16 protein-coding genes are annotated in these 16464 nt (G+C 71.5%); 12 read left to right on the top strand and 4 right to left on the bottom strand.

Annotation, left to right across the window (positions count from 1 at the left end; genetic code table 11):
- Window positions 1-99 precede the first annotated feature (99 nt).
- Complete coding sequence (locus tag FLV34_RS05925; protein WP_142652434.1) at window positions 100-1026, bottom strand: LysR family transcriptional regulator; 927 nt, start codon at window positions 1024-1026, stop codon at window positions 100-102.
- Window positions 1027-1224: 198 nt separating this feature from the next.
- Between FLV34_RS05925 and FLV34_RS05920 the strand changes: the two genes are divergently transcribed.
- The 5 genes from FLV34_RS05920 to FLV34_RS05900 all read left to right on the top strand — a co-directional run bounded on the left by FLV34_RS05920 (window position 1225) and on the right by FLV34_RS05900 (window position 5730).
- Window positions 1225-2004 carry a succinate dehydrogenase cytochrome b subunit gene (locus FLV34_RS05920; protein ID WP_312845795.1) on the top strand — a complete coding sequence of 260 codons (780 nt, stop codon included), beginning with the start codon at window positions 1225-1227 and terminating at the stop codon, window positions 2002-2004.
- Between the two features lie 53 nt (window positions 2005-2057).
- Entirely contained in the window at window positions 2058-3980 is a 1923-nt protein-coding gene (locus FLV34_RS05915) for a fumarate reductase/succinate dehydrogenase flavoprotein subunit (RefSeq protein ID WP_142652442.1), read from the top strand.
- Window positions 3977-4717 carry a succinate dehydrogenase/fumarate reductase iron-sulfur subunit gene (locus FLV34_RS05910; protein WP_142652433.1) on the top strand — a complete coding sequence of 247 codons (741 nt, stop codon included), beginning with the start codon at window positions 3977-3979 and terminating at the stop codon, window positions 4715-4717. The genes FLV34_RS05915 and FLV34_RS05910 overlap by 4 nt, the downstream gene beginning before the upstream one ends.
- A 113-nt stretch (window positions 4718-4830) precedes the next feature.
- Window positions 4831-5250 carry an STAS domain-containing protein gene (locus FLV34_RS05905; protein WP_147942563.1) on the top strand — a complete coding sequence of 140 codons (420 nt, stop codon included), beginning with the start codon at window positions 4831-4833 and terminating at the stop codon, window positions 5248-5250.
- Window positions 5251-5355: 105 nt separating this feature from the next.
- Window positions 5356-5730 carry an STAS domain-containing protein gene (locus tag FLV34_RS05900; protein WP_142652431.1) on the top strand — a complete coding sequence of 125 codons (375 nt, stop codon included), beginning with the start codon at window positions 5356-5358 and terminating at the stop codon, window positions 5728-5730.
- 42 nt (window positions 5731-5772) lie between these two features.
- Here FLV34_RS05900 and FLV34_RS05895 read toward each other — a convergent pair whose 3' ends face one another.
- Window positions 5773-6330 (bottom strand): Clp protease N-terminal domain-containing protein, encoded by a 558-nt coding sequence (locus FLV34_RS05895; RefSeq protein WP_147942562.1) that lies wholly within the window; start codon window positions 6328-6330, stop codon window positions 5773-5775.
- The gene (locus tag FLV34_RS05890; RefSeq protein ID WP_030507490.1) at window positions 6331-6564 is read right to left on the bottom strand and encodes a hypothetical protein; all 234 of its coding nucleotides are present in this window, start codon (window positions 6562-6564) and stop codon (window positions 6331-6333) included.
- Window positions 6565-6676: 112 nt separating this feature from the next.
- Between FLV34_RS05890 and FLV34_RS05885 the strand changes: the two genes are divergently transcribed.
- The gene (locus FLV34_RS05885) at window positions 6677-8371 is read left to right on the top strand and encodes an ABC transporter ATP-binding protein (RefSeq protein WP_147942561.1); all 1695 of its coding nucleotides are present in this window, start codon (window positions 6677-6679) and stop codon (window positions 8369-8371) included.
- A 2-nt stretch (window positions 8372-8373) separates the two neighbouring features.
- Entirely contained in the window at window positions 8374-10122 is a 1749-nt protein-coding gene (locus FLV34_RS05880; RefSeq protein ID WP_142652428.1) for an ABC transporter ATP-binding protein, read from the top strand.
- 5 nt (window positions 10123-10127) lie between these two features.
- On the opposite strand, the gene FLV34_RS05875 is transcribed toward FLV34_RS05880, so the two are convergent.
- A complete protein-coding gene (locus FLV34_RS05875) occupies window positions 10128-12176 on the bottom strand; it encodes a DPP IV N-terminal domain-containing protein (RefSeq protein ID WP_142652427.1) in 2049 nt (682 codons plus the stop codon).
- A gap of 42 nt (window positions 12177-12218) precedes the next feature.
- On the opposite strand from FLV34_RS05875, the gene mshB reads away from it, so the two are divergent.
- The 5 genes from mshB (at window position 12219) to rraA (ending at window position 15680) form a co-directional block, all read left to right on the top strand.
- Window positions 12219-13124, top strand: coding sequence for an N-acetyl-1-D-myo-inositol-2-amino-2-deoxy-alpha-D-glucopyranoside deacetylase (gene mshB, locus FLV34_RS05870; protein WP_147942560.1), 906 nt, complete (start codon window positions 12219-12221; stop codon window positions 13122-13124).
- Between the two features lie 22 nt (window positions 13125-13146).
- Complete coding sequence (locus FLV34_RS05865) at window positions 13147-13581, top strand: DUF6113 family protein (RefSeq protein WP_147942559.1); 435 nt, start codon at window positions 13147-13149, stop codon at window positions 13579-13581.
- A gap of 48 nt (window positions 13582-13629) precedes the next feature.
- The gene (locus tag FLV34_RS05860; protein ID WP_142652424.1) at window positions 13630-14064 is read left to right on the top strand and encodes a hypothetical protein; all 435 of its coding nucleotides are present in this window, start codon (window positions 13630-13632) and stop codon (window positions 14062-14064) included.
- A gap of 89 nt (window positions 14065-14153) precedes the next feature.
- Window positions 14154-15167, top strand: coding sequence for an MBL fold metallo-hydrolase (locus FLV34_RS05855; protein WP_142652423.1), 1014 nt, complete (start codon window positions 14154-14156; stop codon window positions 15165-15167).
- A 30-nt stretch (window positions 15168-15197) separates the two neighbouring features.
- On the top strand, window positions 15198-15680 hold the full coding sequence (gene rraA, locus FLV34_RS05850; RefSeq protein ID WP_147942558.1) for a ribonuclease E activity regulator RraA: 483 nt from the start codon (window positions 15198-15200) through the stop codon (window positions 15678-15680).
- Window positions 15681-16464: the final 784 nt, after the last annotated feature.

Below are 16464 nucleotides of genomic sequence, written 5' to 3'. Positions count from 1 at the left end.
GCCTCTCGTCAGCATCGGCAGCAGCGTCGTGCAGCATCGTTCGCACAAACCTATCGTCTGGAAACCGCTCGGGCAGGGCTCACACGTCAACGTCAGGGCTCAAACGTCAACGAGCGCCTCTATTCCCTGAGGAAGCGTTCCATCACGTGCGGCCTCGCGGAGGAACGACAACAGCGCGGCGCGGAAGGCCTGCGCGGCCCGGGTCGGCTCCACATCCTTGCGGTGCGCGAGGGCGACCGTACGGCGCAGCCCGGGCAGCAGCGGGGTGCCCGTCAGCCTCGGCCGGTTCTCCAGCACCATCGAGGGCACCACCGCGATGCCCAGCCCCGCCTCGACGAACCGCAGCACCGCGTCCATCTCCCCGCCCTCGACCGCGAAGCGCGGCTCGAACCCCGCCTGCCGGCAGGCCGCCAGCGTCGCCTCGCGCACGTCGTAGCCCCGGCGGAACATGACCATGGGCCGTCCGCGCAGGTCCTCGATCCGCATGTACGGCCTGCGCCCCCGGGGCGAGGCGGAGGCCACGACGAGGTTCTCGCTCAGGATCTCCTGGGTCACCAGGGAGGGGTCGCTGCTCTGCAGCGGCAGGATGATCAGCGCCAGGTCGAGCTGGCCGCGGGCGAGGTCGCGGACGAGGTCGCGCGACCCGCCCTCCTCGACTTTCAGCTCCACGCCGGGATAGTCGCGGTGGAAGCGGGCCAGCACGTCGGCCAGCAGCCCGGCGCACAGCGACGGGGTCGCGCCGAGACGCACCCGTCCACGTCGCAGCCCGGCCAGCTCGGCGACCTCGCGCCGCGCGGTCTCGGCGTCGGCGAGCATGCGGCGCGCGAGCGGGAGCAGCGCCTCACCCGCCGCGGTGAGCGTGACGTTGCCCCGGGCCCGGCTGAACAGAGGCGCGCCCAGCTCGGTCTCAAGGCTCTTGATCTGTTTGCTCAGCGACGGCTGGGCGACCCGCATCCGCTCCGCGGCCTGGGTGAAGTGCCGCGTCTCGGCCACGGCCGTGAAGTAGGCCAGTTGCTGGAGCTGCACACCTCAATAGCCTAGGGCTATCGCCGAAGACGACTTCATGCGCCCCCACCTGTGGCCGTCGGGTGTGAATTTCGTCGCACATCCTCGGGACCTTCGCCTCTGGGATGGCGGTGGGGCAGAGCGCATAGCCGGGGGCTATCGAAACCAGACCTCTCATGACTTGGACGTCTAAACAGTGCAAACCTAGCGTGTGGAGCCGTGACTGCCACTGTTGACCACTCTGTGGACTCCGGTTCCGCGGATCGCGGTTCGGCGACCGCGCCGGTCCCAACGCATAGTTCCCCCCGCACACCCGCCCGTCGTGGCCTGCTCGGCACCTCGGCCGGCAGGAAGGCCGTCATGGCCGTCACGGGCGCCGTTCTCGTGCTCTTCCTGATCGCCCACATGCTGGGCAACCTCAAGATCTTCTTGGGCGCCGACTCCTTCAACCACTATGCCGAATGGTTGCGCACCGTGGGCTCGCCCGCGCTGCCGAACCGGACGCTGCTGACGATCACCGAGATCGTGCTCGTGGTCTGCGTCGTGCTGCACATGTGGGCGGCGGTGTCGCTCGCCCGCCGGGCGGCCAAGGCACGGCCCGTGAAGTACGCGGCCAAGCGGAAGTCGCAGGCCAACGGGTATGCCACGCACACCATGCGGTGGGGCGGCGTGATCATCGTGCTGTTCGTGATCTGGCACCTGCTGGACATGACCTTCGGCACGGTGAACCCCGAGGGCGGCGACGCCACGCCGTACGCCCGCATGATCGCCGGCTTCCAGCCCGACCGCTGGTGGGTGGCGGTGTTCTACCTCGTCGCCATGGTGATGGTCGGCTTCCATCTGCGCCACGGCCTGTGGAGCGCGTTCCAGACGCTCGGCCTGACCCGCCGTCCCCGCGTCCGCAGCATGCTGCAGAAGACCGCCGTCGCGGTCTCCGCCGTGCTGGTGATCGGGTTCATCTCGGCGCCCGTCTGCATTCTGATCGGAGTGGTCAAGTGAAGTTCCGTCGCCGCGCGCAGCAGCAGGAGGAGGAGAACGTGAGCCTCCCCGGGATGTATCGGGTGGGGGAGCCCATCCAGGACACCAAGGCGCCGGATGGTCCCATCGAGGACCGCTGGGACAAGCGCCGCTTCCAGGCCAAGCTGGTCAACCCGGTCAACAAGCGCAAGCTGACCGTCATCGTCGTCGGCACCGGCCTGGCCGGCGGCTCCGCCGCGGCCACGCTCGGCGAGCTGGGCTACAAGGTCAAGTCGTTCTGCTACCAGGACTCGCCCCGGCGTGCCCACTCCATCGCCGCGCAGGGCGGCATCAACGCCGCCAAGAACTACCGCGGCGACGGCGACAGCGTCTACCGGCTGTTCTACGACACCGTGAAGGGCGGCGACTACCGCGCCCGCGAGTCCAACGTCTACCGCCTCGCCCAGGTCAGCGTGAACATCATCGACCAGGCCGTGGCGCAGGGCGTGCCGTTCGCCCGCGAGTACGGCGGCCTGCTCGACACCCGGTCGTTCGGCGGCACCCAGGTGTCGCGCACCTTCTACGCCCGCGGCCAGACGGGCCAGCAGCTCCTGCTCGGCGCCTACCAGGCGCTGGAGCGGCAGGTCGCGGCGGGGAACGTCGAGGTCTTCACCCGCCACGAGATGCTGGAGCTCATCGTCAGCGGCGGCCGGGCCCGGGGCATCGTGGTCCGCGACATGGTCACCGGTGAGATCGAGACCCACCTCGCCGACGCGGTCGTGCTCGCCAGCGGCGGCTACGGCAACGTGTTCTACCTGTCCACCAACGCCAAGGGCTGCAACACCACGGCGATCTGGCGGGCGCACAAGAAGGGCGCGTACTTCGGCAACCCCTGCTACACGCAGATTCATCCGACCTGCATCCCGCAGAGCGGCGACCACCAGTCGAAGCTGACGCTGATGTCGGAGTCGCTGCGCAACGACGGCCGCGTCTGGGTGCCCAAGCGCAAGGGCGACAACCGCGCGCCGGGCGACATCCCCGAGGACGAGCGCGACTACTACCTGGAGCGCATCTACCCGGCGTTCGGCAACCTCGTGCCGCGTGACATCGCCAGCCGCGCCGCCAAGAACGTCTGCGACGAGGGCCGCGGCGTCGGCCCCGGCGGGCTCGGCGTCTACCTCGACTTCGCCGACGCCATCAAGCGGATGGGCCGCGAGGCCGTCGAGAAGAAGTACGGCAACCTCTTCGAGATGTACGAGCGCATCACGGGCGAGAACCCGTACGAGGTGCCGATGCGCATCTACCCGGCCGTCCACTACACGATGGGCGGGCTGTGGGTGGACTACGACCTGCAGTCCACCATCCCCGGGCTGTTCGTGATCGGCGAGGCCAACTTCTCCGACCACGGCGCGAACCGCCTGGGCGCCTCGGCCCTCATGCAGGGCCTGGCGGACGGCTACTTCGTGCTGCCGACGACGATCGGCGACTACCTCGCCGGGGCCGGCTCGTTCGGTCCGGTCGAGGAGGACGACATCACGGAGGCCAGGAAGGCCGTCCAGGACAAGATCGACAAGCTGCTGTCCGTCAACGGCAACCGCACCGCCGACTCCTTCCACCGCGAGCTCGGCCGCATCATGTGGGACTACTGCGGCATGGAGCGCACCGAGGAGTCGCTGCGCAAGGCGCTGGAGCGCATTCCCGAGCTGCGCGAGGAGTTCTGGAACAACGTCAAGGTGCCGGGCGACGCCGAGGGGCTCAACCAGGCGCTCGAACGCGCCGGCCGGGTGGCCGACTTCTTCGAGCTCGCCGAGCTGATGTGCATCGACGCGCTGCACCGCACGGAGTCGTGCGGCGGTCACTTCCGGGCCGAGTCGCAGGACGCGGACGGCGAGGCGCTGCGCGACGACGAGAACTTCGCCTACGTCGCGGCGTGGGAGTGGACGCCCGAGGGTCCGGTCCTGCACAAGGAAGAGCTGAACTACGAGTACGTCAAGATGACCCAGCGGAGCTACAAGTGAACCTGACCCTGAAGATCTGGCGGCAGAACGGCGCGTCGGACAAGGGACGGATGGTGACCTACCGGGTCGACGACGTCTCGCCTGACATGTCGTTCCTGGAGATGCTCGACGTCCTCAACGAGCGGCTGATCCTGGAGGGCGACGACCCGGTCGCCTTCGACCACGACTGCCGCGAGGGCATCTGCGGCATGTGCGGCATGGTCATCAACGGCGTCGCGCACGGCGAGCAGAAGCTCACCACGACCTGCCAGCTGCACATGCGGCACTTCAAGGACGGCGACACCATCACGATCGAGCCGTGGCGGGCCGCGGCGTTCCCGGTGGTCAAGGACCTCGTCGTGGACAGGTCGGCGTTCGACCGGATCATCCAGGCGGGCGGCTTCGTCTCCGTGCCCACCGGGTCCGCCCCGGAGGCGCACTCCGTGCCGGTGCCCAAGGCCGACGCCGACGCCGCCTTCGACGCCGCGACCTGCATCGGCTGCGGCGCCTGCGTCGCGGCCTGCCCGAACGGCTCGGCGTCGCTGTTCACCGCGGCGAAGATCACGCACCTGAGCCTGCTGCCGCAGGGCCAGCCGGAGCGCGAGTCGCGTGCCCGGGCGATGGTCGAGCAGATGGACGCCGAGGGCTTCGGCGGCTGCACCAACACCGGCGAGTGCACGGCGGTGTGCCCGAAGGGCATCCCGTTCGACACCATCGCCCGGATGAACGCCGACTACCTCAAGGCGGCTTCCAAGTAGCGGAAGGGGACGTGGGCCGGTCGGCCGGAACATAATGACCTCACCTCCTGGGTAACGTGTGCTTTGTGTTGGCGTAACACGCCTGCCGTGTCTGCGCAGGCGAGGGAGTGAGCATGTCCGTGACCGGTCCACGTTCCACCTTGAAGGTCGCGTCCACAGTCCACGGCGCGGCCGTCGTCGTGCGGGTGGAAGGCGACCTCGACGCCGGCACGGTTCACCTGCTCCATGACGAGCTGGACGGGCTCTGGAAGTCGCCTGGGACGTCCGTCATCGTGCTCGACGTCGCCGAGCTGGGGTTCTGCGACTCGCGCGGGCTCAGCGAGCTGATCTCCGCGTTGCAGCGCGGCCAGGCCCTGAACGTCCGGTTCATGCTGAGCGGCGTGCAGGGCGTGCTGCGCCGGGTGCTGACGATCACCGGCCTGCGCAACGTGTTCGAGCAGCACCCGACGGTCGCGGAGGCGCTCGTCCAAGCCACGGACGGAGGTTCGGACTCCGATTCCGGCGGGTTGTTCGAGACCGCCGGCGGCCGTTGAGCGCCTGCCTCCCTCTGCCTGCGAGGGGGGCCGGAGGTGTAACTTCTGTGTAGATCTTCTGTGCAGATCTTCCGGGCGGAGGATCTTCCGGGACGAAGGCAGGCGATGACGACGAGACTTGGCGTCACGGTGAGCCACGAGGCGACGCACACGCTCGTCACCCTGACCGGCGAGCTCGACGTGATCTCCGGCGAGCGGCTGCGCACCGTCTTCGGCAAGGTGTTCGGTGAGTTGCCCGGCGCGCTGCCGGACGAGGGCGCCGCCCGGCTGGTCGTGGACGCCTCCGGGCTGACCTTCTGCGACTCCATGGGCCTGCGGCTGTTGCTGGAGACGCACGACCACGCCGTGGAGGCGGGCGGGTTCCTGAAGCTCGCCGGGGTCCGGGGCGTTCTCCTGCGGATCCTCACGGTGACCGGGCTGCACGCCGCGTTCCCCGTCCACGAGACCGTCGAGGACGCCCTGGCGTCGCTGGACGACTGACAATGCTCTCGGGCACGGGCCGACGGGCGCGGCTGAAGCGGGTCAGAGCGCGCTCCTGACCTCCGTCCGCAGCTCGGACAGGTCGATCCCGGCGCCGGCCAGGATCCGTACGCCCAGGCCCTCGCCCTCCCGGATGATGCCGAGGAGGACGTGGCCGTCGCGGATGTCCTTGCTCTTGAGCGCGATGGCCTCGCGCAGCGCGAGTTCGAGCGTCTTCTTGGCCCGTGGGCTGAACGGGGCCCGGCGCCCGCTGAGGAGAGCCCCCCGGCGGTCGCGGCGCGGCTCCCGGTCGAGGGCCCCGACGCCGAACACCTCCTCGATCTTCTCCCGGACGGCCGACAGGTCGATTCCGATCGACTCCAGGGCCTCGGCGTCGATGTCCCCGCCCGTGGCGTCGCCGAGGATCCGCACGATCTCCGCTCTCGCCCGTTCGTAGGTGATCCCGCGGGCCGTGAGGAGCCGGGCCGACAGCGTCTCGGGGCGGCTCAGCAGGCCGAGCAGCAGGTGTTCTGTGCCCACCTGTCCGTGCCGGAGCTCCCTGGCCTGCTCCTCGGCGTGTACGACGATCTGCCGGGCGTCGTTGGTGAACCTTTCCAGCATCTACTTCTCCCGTCTCAGCAGTCCTCGCCCGCCGGCGTACTTCTTGTGCACCGCCTGCCGGGACACCCCGAGCAGGAGTGCGATGTCCTGCCAGGACCACCCGGCGTTGCGGGCGTTCTCCACCTGCAGCGCTTCGAGCCGTTCCACCAGGAGCCGCAGGGCCCGTACGGCCCGCAGACCGACGGCCGGATCGCGGCTGCCGGCGTCGCTCGCCAGTTGTGCCGTATCGCTCATGCCGTCAACATAGGTTGACAGCCGCCGATCTGTCAACCTTGGTTGACGCACTGGTTCGTGCAGGTAAAACGGTTTGCCCCGCGACCTGCGTGTTTGCGAGCCTGGAACGACCATGCGCACTCTTCCTGTGGCCGATCCCGGCACTCCCGACGCCCGCGGGCCGCTGCGCTACCTGTGGTGGGTGGCACGCGGCCAGGGCTCTACGATGCTGGCCGGAGTCGGCCTGGCGGTGCTGTGGTGGCTGGGGCAGGCACTCGTGCCCGCGGCCCTGGGCAAGGCGATCGACGCGATGGCCCAGCGGGACGCGGACACGCTGATCAGGTGGTCGGCGGTGGTCCTCGGTCTCGGCGTGCTCCAGGCGGTCACCGGGGTCCTGCGTCACCGCTTCGCCGTCGTCACCTGGCTGTCGGCGGCCTACCGCACCGTGCAGGTGACCGTACGGCAGGCGACCCGGCTCGGGGCGACGCTGCCGAAACGCCTCTCGACGGGCGAGGTCGTCAGCGTGGGCAACTCCGACATCGCGCATATCGGCAACGCCATGGACATCCTCCTGCGGGGCATCGGCGCGGCCGTCGCCGTCGTCGCGGTGACCGTGATCCTCATCGCCACCTCGGCGCCGCTCGGCCTGGTCGTGCTGATCGGGGTGCCGCTGATGGCGGCCGCGGTGGGTCCCCTGCTCAAGCCGCTGCACCGGCGCCAGCACGCCCAGCGCGACCTGCAGGGCGACCTGGCCACCCGGGCCGCCGACATCGTGGCCGGCCTGCGGGTGCTGCGCGGCATCGGCGGCGAGCGGGTCTTCGCCGCCCGCTACCGCGAGGAGTCGCAGCGCGTACGGCAGGCGGGCGTGCGGGTGGCCTCGGTGGAGTCCCTGCTGGAGGGCGCCCAGGTCCTGCTGCCCGGCGTGCTGATCGCGTGCGTGACCTGGCTCGGCGCGCACTTCGCGCTGGAGGGCCGCATCACCCCCGGTCAGCTCGTCGCGTTCTACGGCTACGCGGTCTTCCTGATCGCGCCGTTGCGCACGCTGACCGAGGCCGCCGACAAGCTGACCAAGGGGCACGTGGCGGCGCGCCGCGTCTGCCGCATCCTGTCGCTGGAGCCCGAGATCACCGGTGGCGACGGCCGCTTCCGTGTGGGCGACGGGGTGCTCCGCGACGGCGAGTCGGGCGTCGAGGTCCGCCCCGGCCGGCTCACCGCGCTCGCGGCGGCCGCGCCGGAGGACGCCATCGCCATCGCCGACCGCCTGGGCAGGTTCGCCCCCGGCGACGTCACGCTCGGCGGCACGCCGCTGGCGGAGCTGCCGCTCACCGAGGTCAGGCGGCACATCCTGGTGGCCGACAACGGCGCGCGGGTGTTCACCGGACGGTTGCGCGACGAGCTCGACGTGCGGGGCACGGCCACCGACGAGGACGTCCGCCAGGCGCTGCACGCCTCGTGCGCCGAGGACATCGTGGCGGCGCTGCCCGAGGGCCTGGACGCGCACGTGGCCGAGTCGGGCCGCGAGTTCTCCGGTGGCCAGCAGCAGCGGCTGCGGCTGACCCGGGCGCTGCTCGCCGACGCGGAGATCCTGATCCTGGTCGAGCCCACCAGCGCCGTCGACGCGCACACGGAGGCGCGCGTCGCCGGACGGCTGGGCAAGGCGCGGGCGGGCCGGACGACCCTGGTCTGCACGACCAGCCCGCTCGTGCTCGACCGGGCCGACCACGTGCTGTACGTCGAGGGCGGCGTGGTGCGGGCCGAGGGCACCCACCGGGAGCTGCTCGACGGCGCGCCCGGCTATCGCGCGACCGTCACCAGAGGGGAAGGCTGAGCATGGCCCGCGAGATCCTGCCGGTCGCCGACCGGGCGCAGGTGCGCGCCTACGCGCGGCGGCTGACGCTGAAATACCCGCGCGAGCTCGGTCTCGCGCTCGCCCTGCACGCGCTCGCGGCGATCGCCGGGCTCGTCGCGCCCCGCATGCTCGGCGACCTGGTGGACGGCCTGGCCAAGGGCCGCGCCGACCTGCACGTGGACACCGTCGCCCTGGCCATCGCCGCCTTCGTGGCCGCGCAGGCCGTGCTGACCAGGTTCGCGGTGTACGCCTCGTCGCGGCTGGGCGAGAAGGTGCTGGCCGAGCTGAGGGAGGACTTCGTCGGCCGGGTGCTCGCGCTGCCGCTGTCGACCGTCGAGCGGGCCGGGTCCGGCGACCTCATCACCCGTACGTCCAGGGACGTGGACGCGCTGTCGCGCAGCGTGCGGCAGGCCGTGCCCGAGACCCTGATCGCGGTCGTGACCGGCGCCTTCGTCGTCGGCGCGGTGATCCTCGTCGGGCCCGTGATGGCGGTGCCGTCGCTGGTCGCCGTGCCGCTGCTGTGGGGCGCCACCCGGTGGTACCTCAACCGCGCCAGGGACGGCTACCTGCGGGAGAACGCGGCGTACGCCGACATGACCGAGGGCCTGGCCGAGACCGTCGAGGGCGCGCGCACGATCGAGGCGCTCGGGCTGGAGGCCCGCCGCCGGGCCCGTACGGACCGGGACATCGCCCGGTCGTTCGCCGCCGAGCGCTACACCCTGGGCCTGCGCATGGTGTGGTTCCCCGCGGTCGAGTTCGGCTATGTCATCCCGGTCGTGGCGACCCTGCTCGTCGGCGGGCTGCTGTCCATCGAGGGCTGGGTGACGGTGGCCCAGGTGACCACCGCCACGCTCTACGTGCAGCAGCTCATCGACCCGCTCGACCGGCTGCTGTCGTGGGTGGACGAGCTCCAGGTCGGCGGGGCCTCGATGGCCCGGCTGCTGGGCGTGGCCAACGTGCCCGACGACCGCGTCGCGGGCGACGCCCGGCCGGTGGGGGAGGAGCTGAAGGTCAGCGGCGTGCGGTACGCCTACCGCGAGGGCCACGACGTGCTGCACGGCATCGACCTCGACGTACGCCCGGGGGAGCGCCTGGCCATGGTCGGGCCCTCGGGGGCGGGCAAGTCGACGCTGGGCCGCCTCATCGCCGGGGTGCACGCGCCGGGGAGCGGGTCGGTCACGGTCGGCGGGGTACCGCTGGTCGAGCTGCCGCTCGACGAGCTACGCGGGCACGTCGCCCTGGTCACCCAGGAGCACCACGTGTTCCGGGGGACGCTCCGCGACAACCTCCTGATCGCCAGGCCCGGAGCCTCGGACGCCGAGATGCGCCGAGCGCTGGAGGCCGTGGACGCCTGGGATTGGGTGGCCGCGCTGCCGGAGGGCCTGGACTCGGCCGTCGGCTCCGGTGGCACGGCGATCTCCCCGGCGCAGGCGCAGCAGCTCGCGCTCGCCCGGCTGGTGCTGGCCGACCCGCACACGCTCGTGCTGGACGAGGCCACCTCGCTGATCGACCCGCGGGCCGCCCGCCACCTGGAGCGGTCGCTCGCGGCCGTGCTCGACGGCCGTACGGTGATCGCCATCGCGCACCGGCTCTACACGGCGCACGACGCCGACCGGGTGGCCGTGGTGGAGGACGGCCGGGTCAGCGAGCTGGGCTCCCATGACGAGCTGGTGGCGGCGGGCGGCGCCTATGCCGCGCTGTGGGACAGCTGGCACGGCACCGCCCGGTAGACCCGTCAGCCGGTGATGTTCAGCGACTTCTTCAGGAAGTCGAGCTGCAGGAGCAGCAGGTTCTCCGCGACGACCTCCTGCGGCGTCATGTGGGTGACGCCCGACAGCGGGAGCACGGTGTGCGGGCGGCCTGCCGCGAGCAGAGCCGACGACAGCCGCAGCGTGTGCGCGGCGACCACGTTGTCGTCGGCCAGGCCGTGGATCAGCAGCAGCGGGCGCTCCAGCTTCTCGGCATCGCCGAGGAGGGACGACCTCTCGTAGTGCCCCTCGTCAGGGTGGCCCAGGTAGCGCTCGGTGTAGCAGGTGTCGTACAGCCGCCAGTCGGTGACCGGCGCCCCCGCGACGGCGGCGTGGAACACGTCGGGGCGGCGCAGCACGGCCAGGGCGGAGAGGTAGCCGCCGAACGACCAGCCCCGGATCGCCACCCGCGACAGGTCGAGGTCGCCCGGGTGCAGGGCCGCCACGCCCTGGAGGGCGTCCACCTGGTCCTGCAGCGACATCGTGAAGTCGTGCAGCATCTCCCGCTCGAAGGCAGGGCCGCGTCCCGGCGTGCCCCGCCCGTCGGCCACGATCACCGCGAAGCCCTGCTCGGCCCACCACTGGGACTCCAGGAACATCCGCCGGGCCGACAGCACCCGCTGGGCGTGCGGGCCGCCGTACGGGTCCATGAGGACGGGCAGCGGGCCCGAGCCGGGCACGTGCCACGAGGGCAGCAGGACCGCCGTGGACAGCTCGCGCTCGCCCGCCCGTACGAGCGACACACGCGGCTCCAGGCCGGGGCGCTCGGCCAAAGATCTGACAGCACTCGCGCCCACGGTCACCGTCATGCCCTCGGTGTCGAGGCTCTGCCGCGCGACGAGCGTCACGCCGCCCGCCCGGCGGCCGGAGTGGACGCCCGGCTCGGTGGTCACCGGGCTGAGCGTGCCCGCCGTGTAGGTCCACAGGTGGATCTCGGTGGGCTCGCCGCTCGCGGAGAAGAGCACGGTGTCGCCGTCCACGTCCAGCACCGCGCGGACCTGCAGGGACGGCGGCGTGACCGGCTTGTCGCCGACCACCAGGCGGTGGCCGCCGTCCGAGTCGGCCACCCAGACGAGCGTGCCGTCCGACAGGCGGGCCGGGACGCCGGGGACGATGTCCACCCAGGCCGGATCGGTGTCCTCGCGCAGGAGCGTCGTCTCGCCCGTGTCCGGGTCGGCCGACAGCAGGCGCATGGTCCGCTGGTCCCGCGAGAGCGTGACGATCGCGAGGCCGTGCCCGTCCCAGGCCGCCGTCACCAGATACTCCTGCTCGAACGGCACCGCCGTACGCGCGCCGTCCAGGCCGATGACGTGCAGCGTGACCTCGGCGTTGGCCGTGCCGGCGGCGGGGTAGCGCTGCTGGACGGGCTGCCGGTCGGGGTTGGCCGGGTCGGCGATGTGCCACAGGGCCACCGGCGACTCGTCCACGCGGGCCACGAGCAGGCGGTCGCCGGAGGGCGACCACCAGTAGCCGCGCATCCGGTCCATCTCCTCGGCCGCGATGAACTCCGCCAGGCCGTAGGTGATCAGGTCGTTCTCCGGCTCGGCGAGCGAGGTGTCGGCGCCGGTGCCGACGTCCAGCACGTGCAGGGCGCCGCCCGTGACGTACGCCACCCGCGCGCCGGTGGGGTCGATGCGGGGGTCGATGACCGGCCCGGCCGCCGGGAGTCGCCGCGCCTCGCCCGAGGCGAGGTCGGCGAGGTAGAGGTCGCCAGACAGCGCGAAGACGGCCCGCCGGACCTCCCGGTCCGTGGCGTACGCCACCACGCCGCCCGCCGACTCCCGCGACCGCTCGCGGCGGGCGCGCTCCTCCGGCGGAAGGTCCTCGTCGGCCGCGCCGAGGGCGAGGGGATCGACGACGAGCCGCTCGGCTCCGGACGCGACGTCCAGCTCCCACAGGCAGGTCACCGGATCGGTGCCCGACCTCGTCCTGAGGAAGATCACCCGACCTCCGTCGGGAGAGATCGTGAAGTTGCGCGGCACCCCGAGGGTGAAACGCCTGGTCCTGGCATGCAGGCGTGGGAAGCTCTCCGTCATAGCTCCTCATACTGCCAGTACGAGGGCACTACCCTCGGAGGCATGACTGACCGTCGCTTGCTGCTCGTGCACGCCCACCCCGACGACGAGACGATCGGCACCGGCGCGACCATGGCCAAGTACGTCGCCGAGGGCGCGCACGTGACGCTCGTGACCTGCACGCTGGGCGAGGAAGGCGAGGTCATCCCCCCGGAGCTCGCGCACCTCGCGGCGGACAGGGACGACACCCTCGGTCAGCACCGCATCGGCGAGCTGGCCGCCGCGTGCAAGGCGCTCGGCGTAACCGATCACCGGTTCCTCGGCGGTGCCGGCCGCTGGCGCGACTCGGGCATGATGGGCGCGGCGACCAACGACCGCCCCGGCTGCTTCTGGCGGGCCGACATCGACGAGGCCGCGGGCGAGCTGGTCAAGGTGATCCGCGAGGTCAGGCCCCAGGTCCTCGTCACCTACGACGAGAACGGCTTCTACGGCCATCCCGACCACATCCAGGCGCACCGTGTCTCCTGGCGGGCCTTCGAACTGGCCGCCGACCCCGAGTTCCCCGGCGGGGAGCCGTGGCGGATCGCCAAGTTCTACCTCACCGCCATGCCGAGATCGGTGCTGCGGCGGACCATCGAGACCATGCGCGAGGCCGACGTCGACTTCTGGGTGCCGGAGTCGATCGACGACATGCCGGGGTGCGCCGACGACCACGTGACGACGGAGATCGACGCCCGGCCCTACGTGGAGGCCAAGATCGACGCGATGCGGGCGCACGCGACGCAGATCGCCGTGGACGCGCCGTGGTTCGCGCTGTCGAACAACGTCGGCCAGGAGGTCCTCGGGGTCGAGCACTACATCCTGCGGGCCGGGGTCCCCGGCAAGCCCGGCATCGGCGCGCCGCCCGAGGTCGGCGGCCTCGGCGAGCCGTACAACCGCGAGACCGACCTGTTCGCCGGCATCGGTTGAGGTATCGGATAAGTTGGGCGGTATGACCCAGGAGACGCACATCGGCGTCGAACCCGCCGAGAACGTCCCCGGCCCGCTGGCCGGGGTCGTGACGGGTGCGGCCTACGGCGTGCTCTTCCTGCTGGGTGTGGTGCTCGGTGTCGTCGGGGGCTTCCAGCACGCGTGGTACGCCGGGGAGGTGCCCGTCGCCGCGATCGGCTGGCTGGCCGCCCTGTTCGCCGTGCCGTACGCGATGGGCAGGCTGATGGGCGGCAAGCTGGGCGCGCTCGTCCCCGCCGTCGGCTGGCTCCTCGCGTCGTTCCTGCTGGCCACGCCGCAGCGGGCCGGCGACCTCGCCATCGCCGGCAACTCGGCCGGCTACTGGTACCTCTACGGCGGCGCCGTCGCCGTCGCGGCGGCCGTGGTCGTCACCCGCTCCACCGGCTCGTGGCTGCTCAAGGCGTACGGCCGCCCGTAGCTTGCCGAGTAGCTTGTCCGGGCGGGACCGGTCGCGGATGCTGAGGACATGCGGCGGTCGCACCGGTTCCGGCAGGTCATCAACTACGTCAACCTCTCCACGCCCCTCGGGCTGCTGATCGCGCGGATCGGCGGAGCCCGCACCCGCAGGGGACAGCGGGGCCTCGTCTACGCGCACGGCTACCGCATCCCGTTCCCCGTCGCCGGGGCGTTCACGGTGGGAAACGTCGTCCTGACGAAGCACGGCGAGGGCTATCTCACCGGCTGCCTGCTCGACCACGAGTCCCGCCACGCCACCCAGTACGCGTTCTGCGTCGGCCTGCCCATGCTCGTGCTGTACGTGCTCGCCTCGGCCGTCTCGTACGCCGTCTGCGGTCATCCGGCCTCGTGGAACCTCTTCGAGCGGATGGCAGGCCTGGACGACGGCGGCTATCCCCGGGTGCGTCCCTGGTGGACGAGGCGGCGGAGGTCCCGTTCCTCCTGAGGACGGAGCGAAGCCGGCCGTTATCGACCGGTCGTAGGAGGAATACTTTCGGCCCTGCGGGGATCATGGAGAACGGAAGGGAGTTCCCCATGTCGCAGACGATTCACTCGGAAAGTGCTGAGGCCCCAGAAATCCCCGTTTCTCCCGTTCCGAAGGCGCCGGTCGTCCGGCCGGCCGGGCCCCGCCGGTGGCCGTCCGGTTTCGCCGACAGGCTGACCGCCCCTCTTCCGGACTTCCGCGAGGTCACCAGTGTCATGTGGCACGGCCAGCTCCGGCCCGACATCGGTGACAGCGACCAGATTCCCGTCCACCGCGTCGGCCTGCCCCGCGCCGCCGCCACCGAGACCGTGGCGACCTGGGTCGGCCATGCGACGTTCGTTCTCCAGATCGGCGGGCTCACCGTGCTGACCGACCCGGTGTGGTCCCGCAAGATCCCCGGCGTACGCCAGCGGCTCACCCCTCCCGGCGTCGCCTGGTCCGACCTGCCCACGATCGACGCGGTCGTGATCAGCCACAACCACTACGACCACCTGGACGCGCCGACGATCCGCCGCCTCCCACGGGACACGGCCGTCTTCGCGCCCGCCAGACTCGGCGGCTGGTTCCGGCGGCGCGGCTTCCGCAACGTGACCGAACTGGACTGGTGGGAGTCGGCCCGCATCGGCGATGTGACCTTCGACTTCGTCCCGGCGCACCACTGGAGCCGCCGTACGCTCTGGGACACCTGCCGCACACTGTGGGGCGGATGGGTGCTCACCTCCCCCGAGCATCGGGTCTACTTCGCCGGTGACACGGCCTACGGGGAGCGGTTCGCCCAGATCGGCGAGCGTTACCCGGGCATCGACCTCGCCCTCATGCCGGTCGGCGCCTACGAGCCGCGGTGGTTCATGAAGGTCTCCCACGTCGATCCCGCCGAGGCCGTGCAGGGCTGCCTCGACGTCGGCGCGCGGCGGATGGCCACCATGCACTGGGGCACGTTCGTCCTGTCGGGCGAGCCGCTGCTGGAGCCCCTGCGCGAGGCCCGCGCCGTATGGGAGTCACGCGGCCTCGATCCCGCCGACCTGTGGGACCTCGCCGTAGGCGAGAGCCGTACGCTGCCCTGACGCGACGGTTGCCTGGGGAACAATGCGGCCATGAGCTTCGCGACCGCCGATCTCTACGACGCCCATGGTGACGCGCTGCGCAGTTGTGTCACCCAGTTCCGTTCGTACGGCTCACGCGCGCGGTTCTCCGGCCGGATCTCCACCATCCGCTGCCTGGAGGACAACGCGCTCGTCAAACAGGTGCTCGCGACACCGGCTGAGGGCCGGGTGCTGGTGGTCGACGGCGGCGGATCGCTGCGTACGGCGCTGCTCGGTGACGTGATCGCGACTTCGGCGGTGGCGAACGGCTGGGCGGGCGTGGTGATCAACGGTGCGGTGCGGGACACGGTTGCCCTGGCCGGGCTCGATCTCGGTATCAAGGCGCTCGGGGCCAACCCGCGCAAGAGCGCCAAGGCCGGCCTGGGGCAGATCGACGTCCCCGTCAGCTTCGGTGATGTGACCTTCGCCCCGGGCGCATGGCTCTACAGCGACGAGGACGGCATCCTGGTCAGCGACCACCGCCTCGACGTCTGACTCCCCGGCGGCTGCCCATGCCGCCGCGCCGCGTTGTGCCGCAAGGCCGCACTGTGCCGCCGGGCCGCACTGTGAAACCTTGCGAGCACCGTGAAGCCCCTGTGAGAACCGCAGAGCCCAGTGCACGGAGGACTATGACGTGAGCACAGCACACCGGCGGCCCTCGCCTCGTGCCTCCCGTCGATCCTCATGTCGGTCCTCGGTCCTCGGTCCTCGGTCCTCGGTCCTCGGTCCTCGGCTCGGGTGGTCACGCACGCAGCCGCCCGGCCTGTCCGCGCGTTGCCTGGGCTTGCCTGTGCGTTGCCCACTGTGCCTCCGCGCCTCCGCCCTCACGCCCTCAGCCTCCCGGGCCTGCCCGCGCGTCCGCCCGGACCTGCCTGGGCGGCGCCCTGGCCTGCCCGCGCGTTGCCTGGGCCTGCCTGCCGCGCCCGGTTCCTCTGTGCCTGCCGTCTCCTTCCCGTAGCCGCGCGGCCCTGCACTGTGCGTCGTCCGCTGTGCCTCTCGCCTCACGCCCGCAGCCTCCGGTGCCTGTCCGTGCGTCGCCCGGGCCGGCCTGTGCGTCGCCCACCCTCCTGTCTCCCGCCTCACTCCGGCAGCCGTGCGGGCCTGTCCGCGCGTCAGCCCGGGCCTGCCCTGCGCATCGCTCACCCCCGTGCCTTCGGCCTTACTCGTGTAGTCGTGGGGTTCTTCCGAGGCGGTGGTAGGTGAAGGCCCAGCGGTCTTCGCCTACGTTGCGGCGGGTGTAGCGCTCGGGGTGCTGGTAGCGGTCGCGGTTGTGGAACTG

The sequence above is a fragment of the Microbispora sp. CSR-4 genome, assembly GCF_008033685.1.
In the GTDB taxonomy this organism is placed as follows: Bacteria; Actinomycetota; Actinomycetes; order Streptosporangiales; family Streptosporangiaceae; genus Microbispora.
This window is presented reverse-complemented; position numbering and strand designations above follow the sequence as displayed.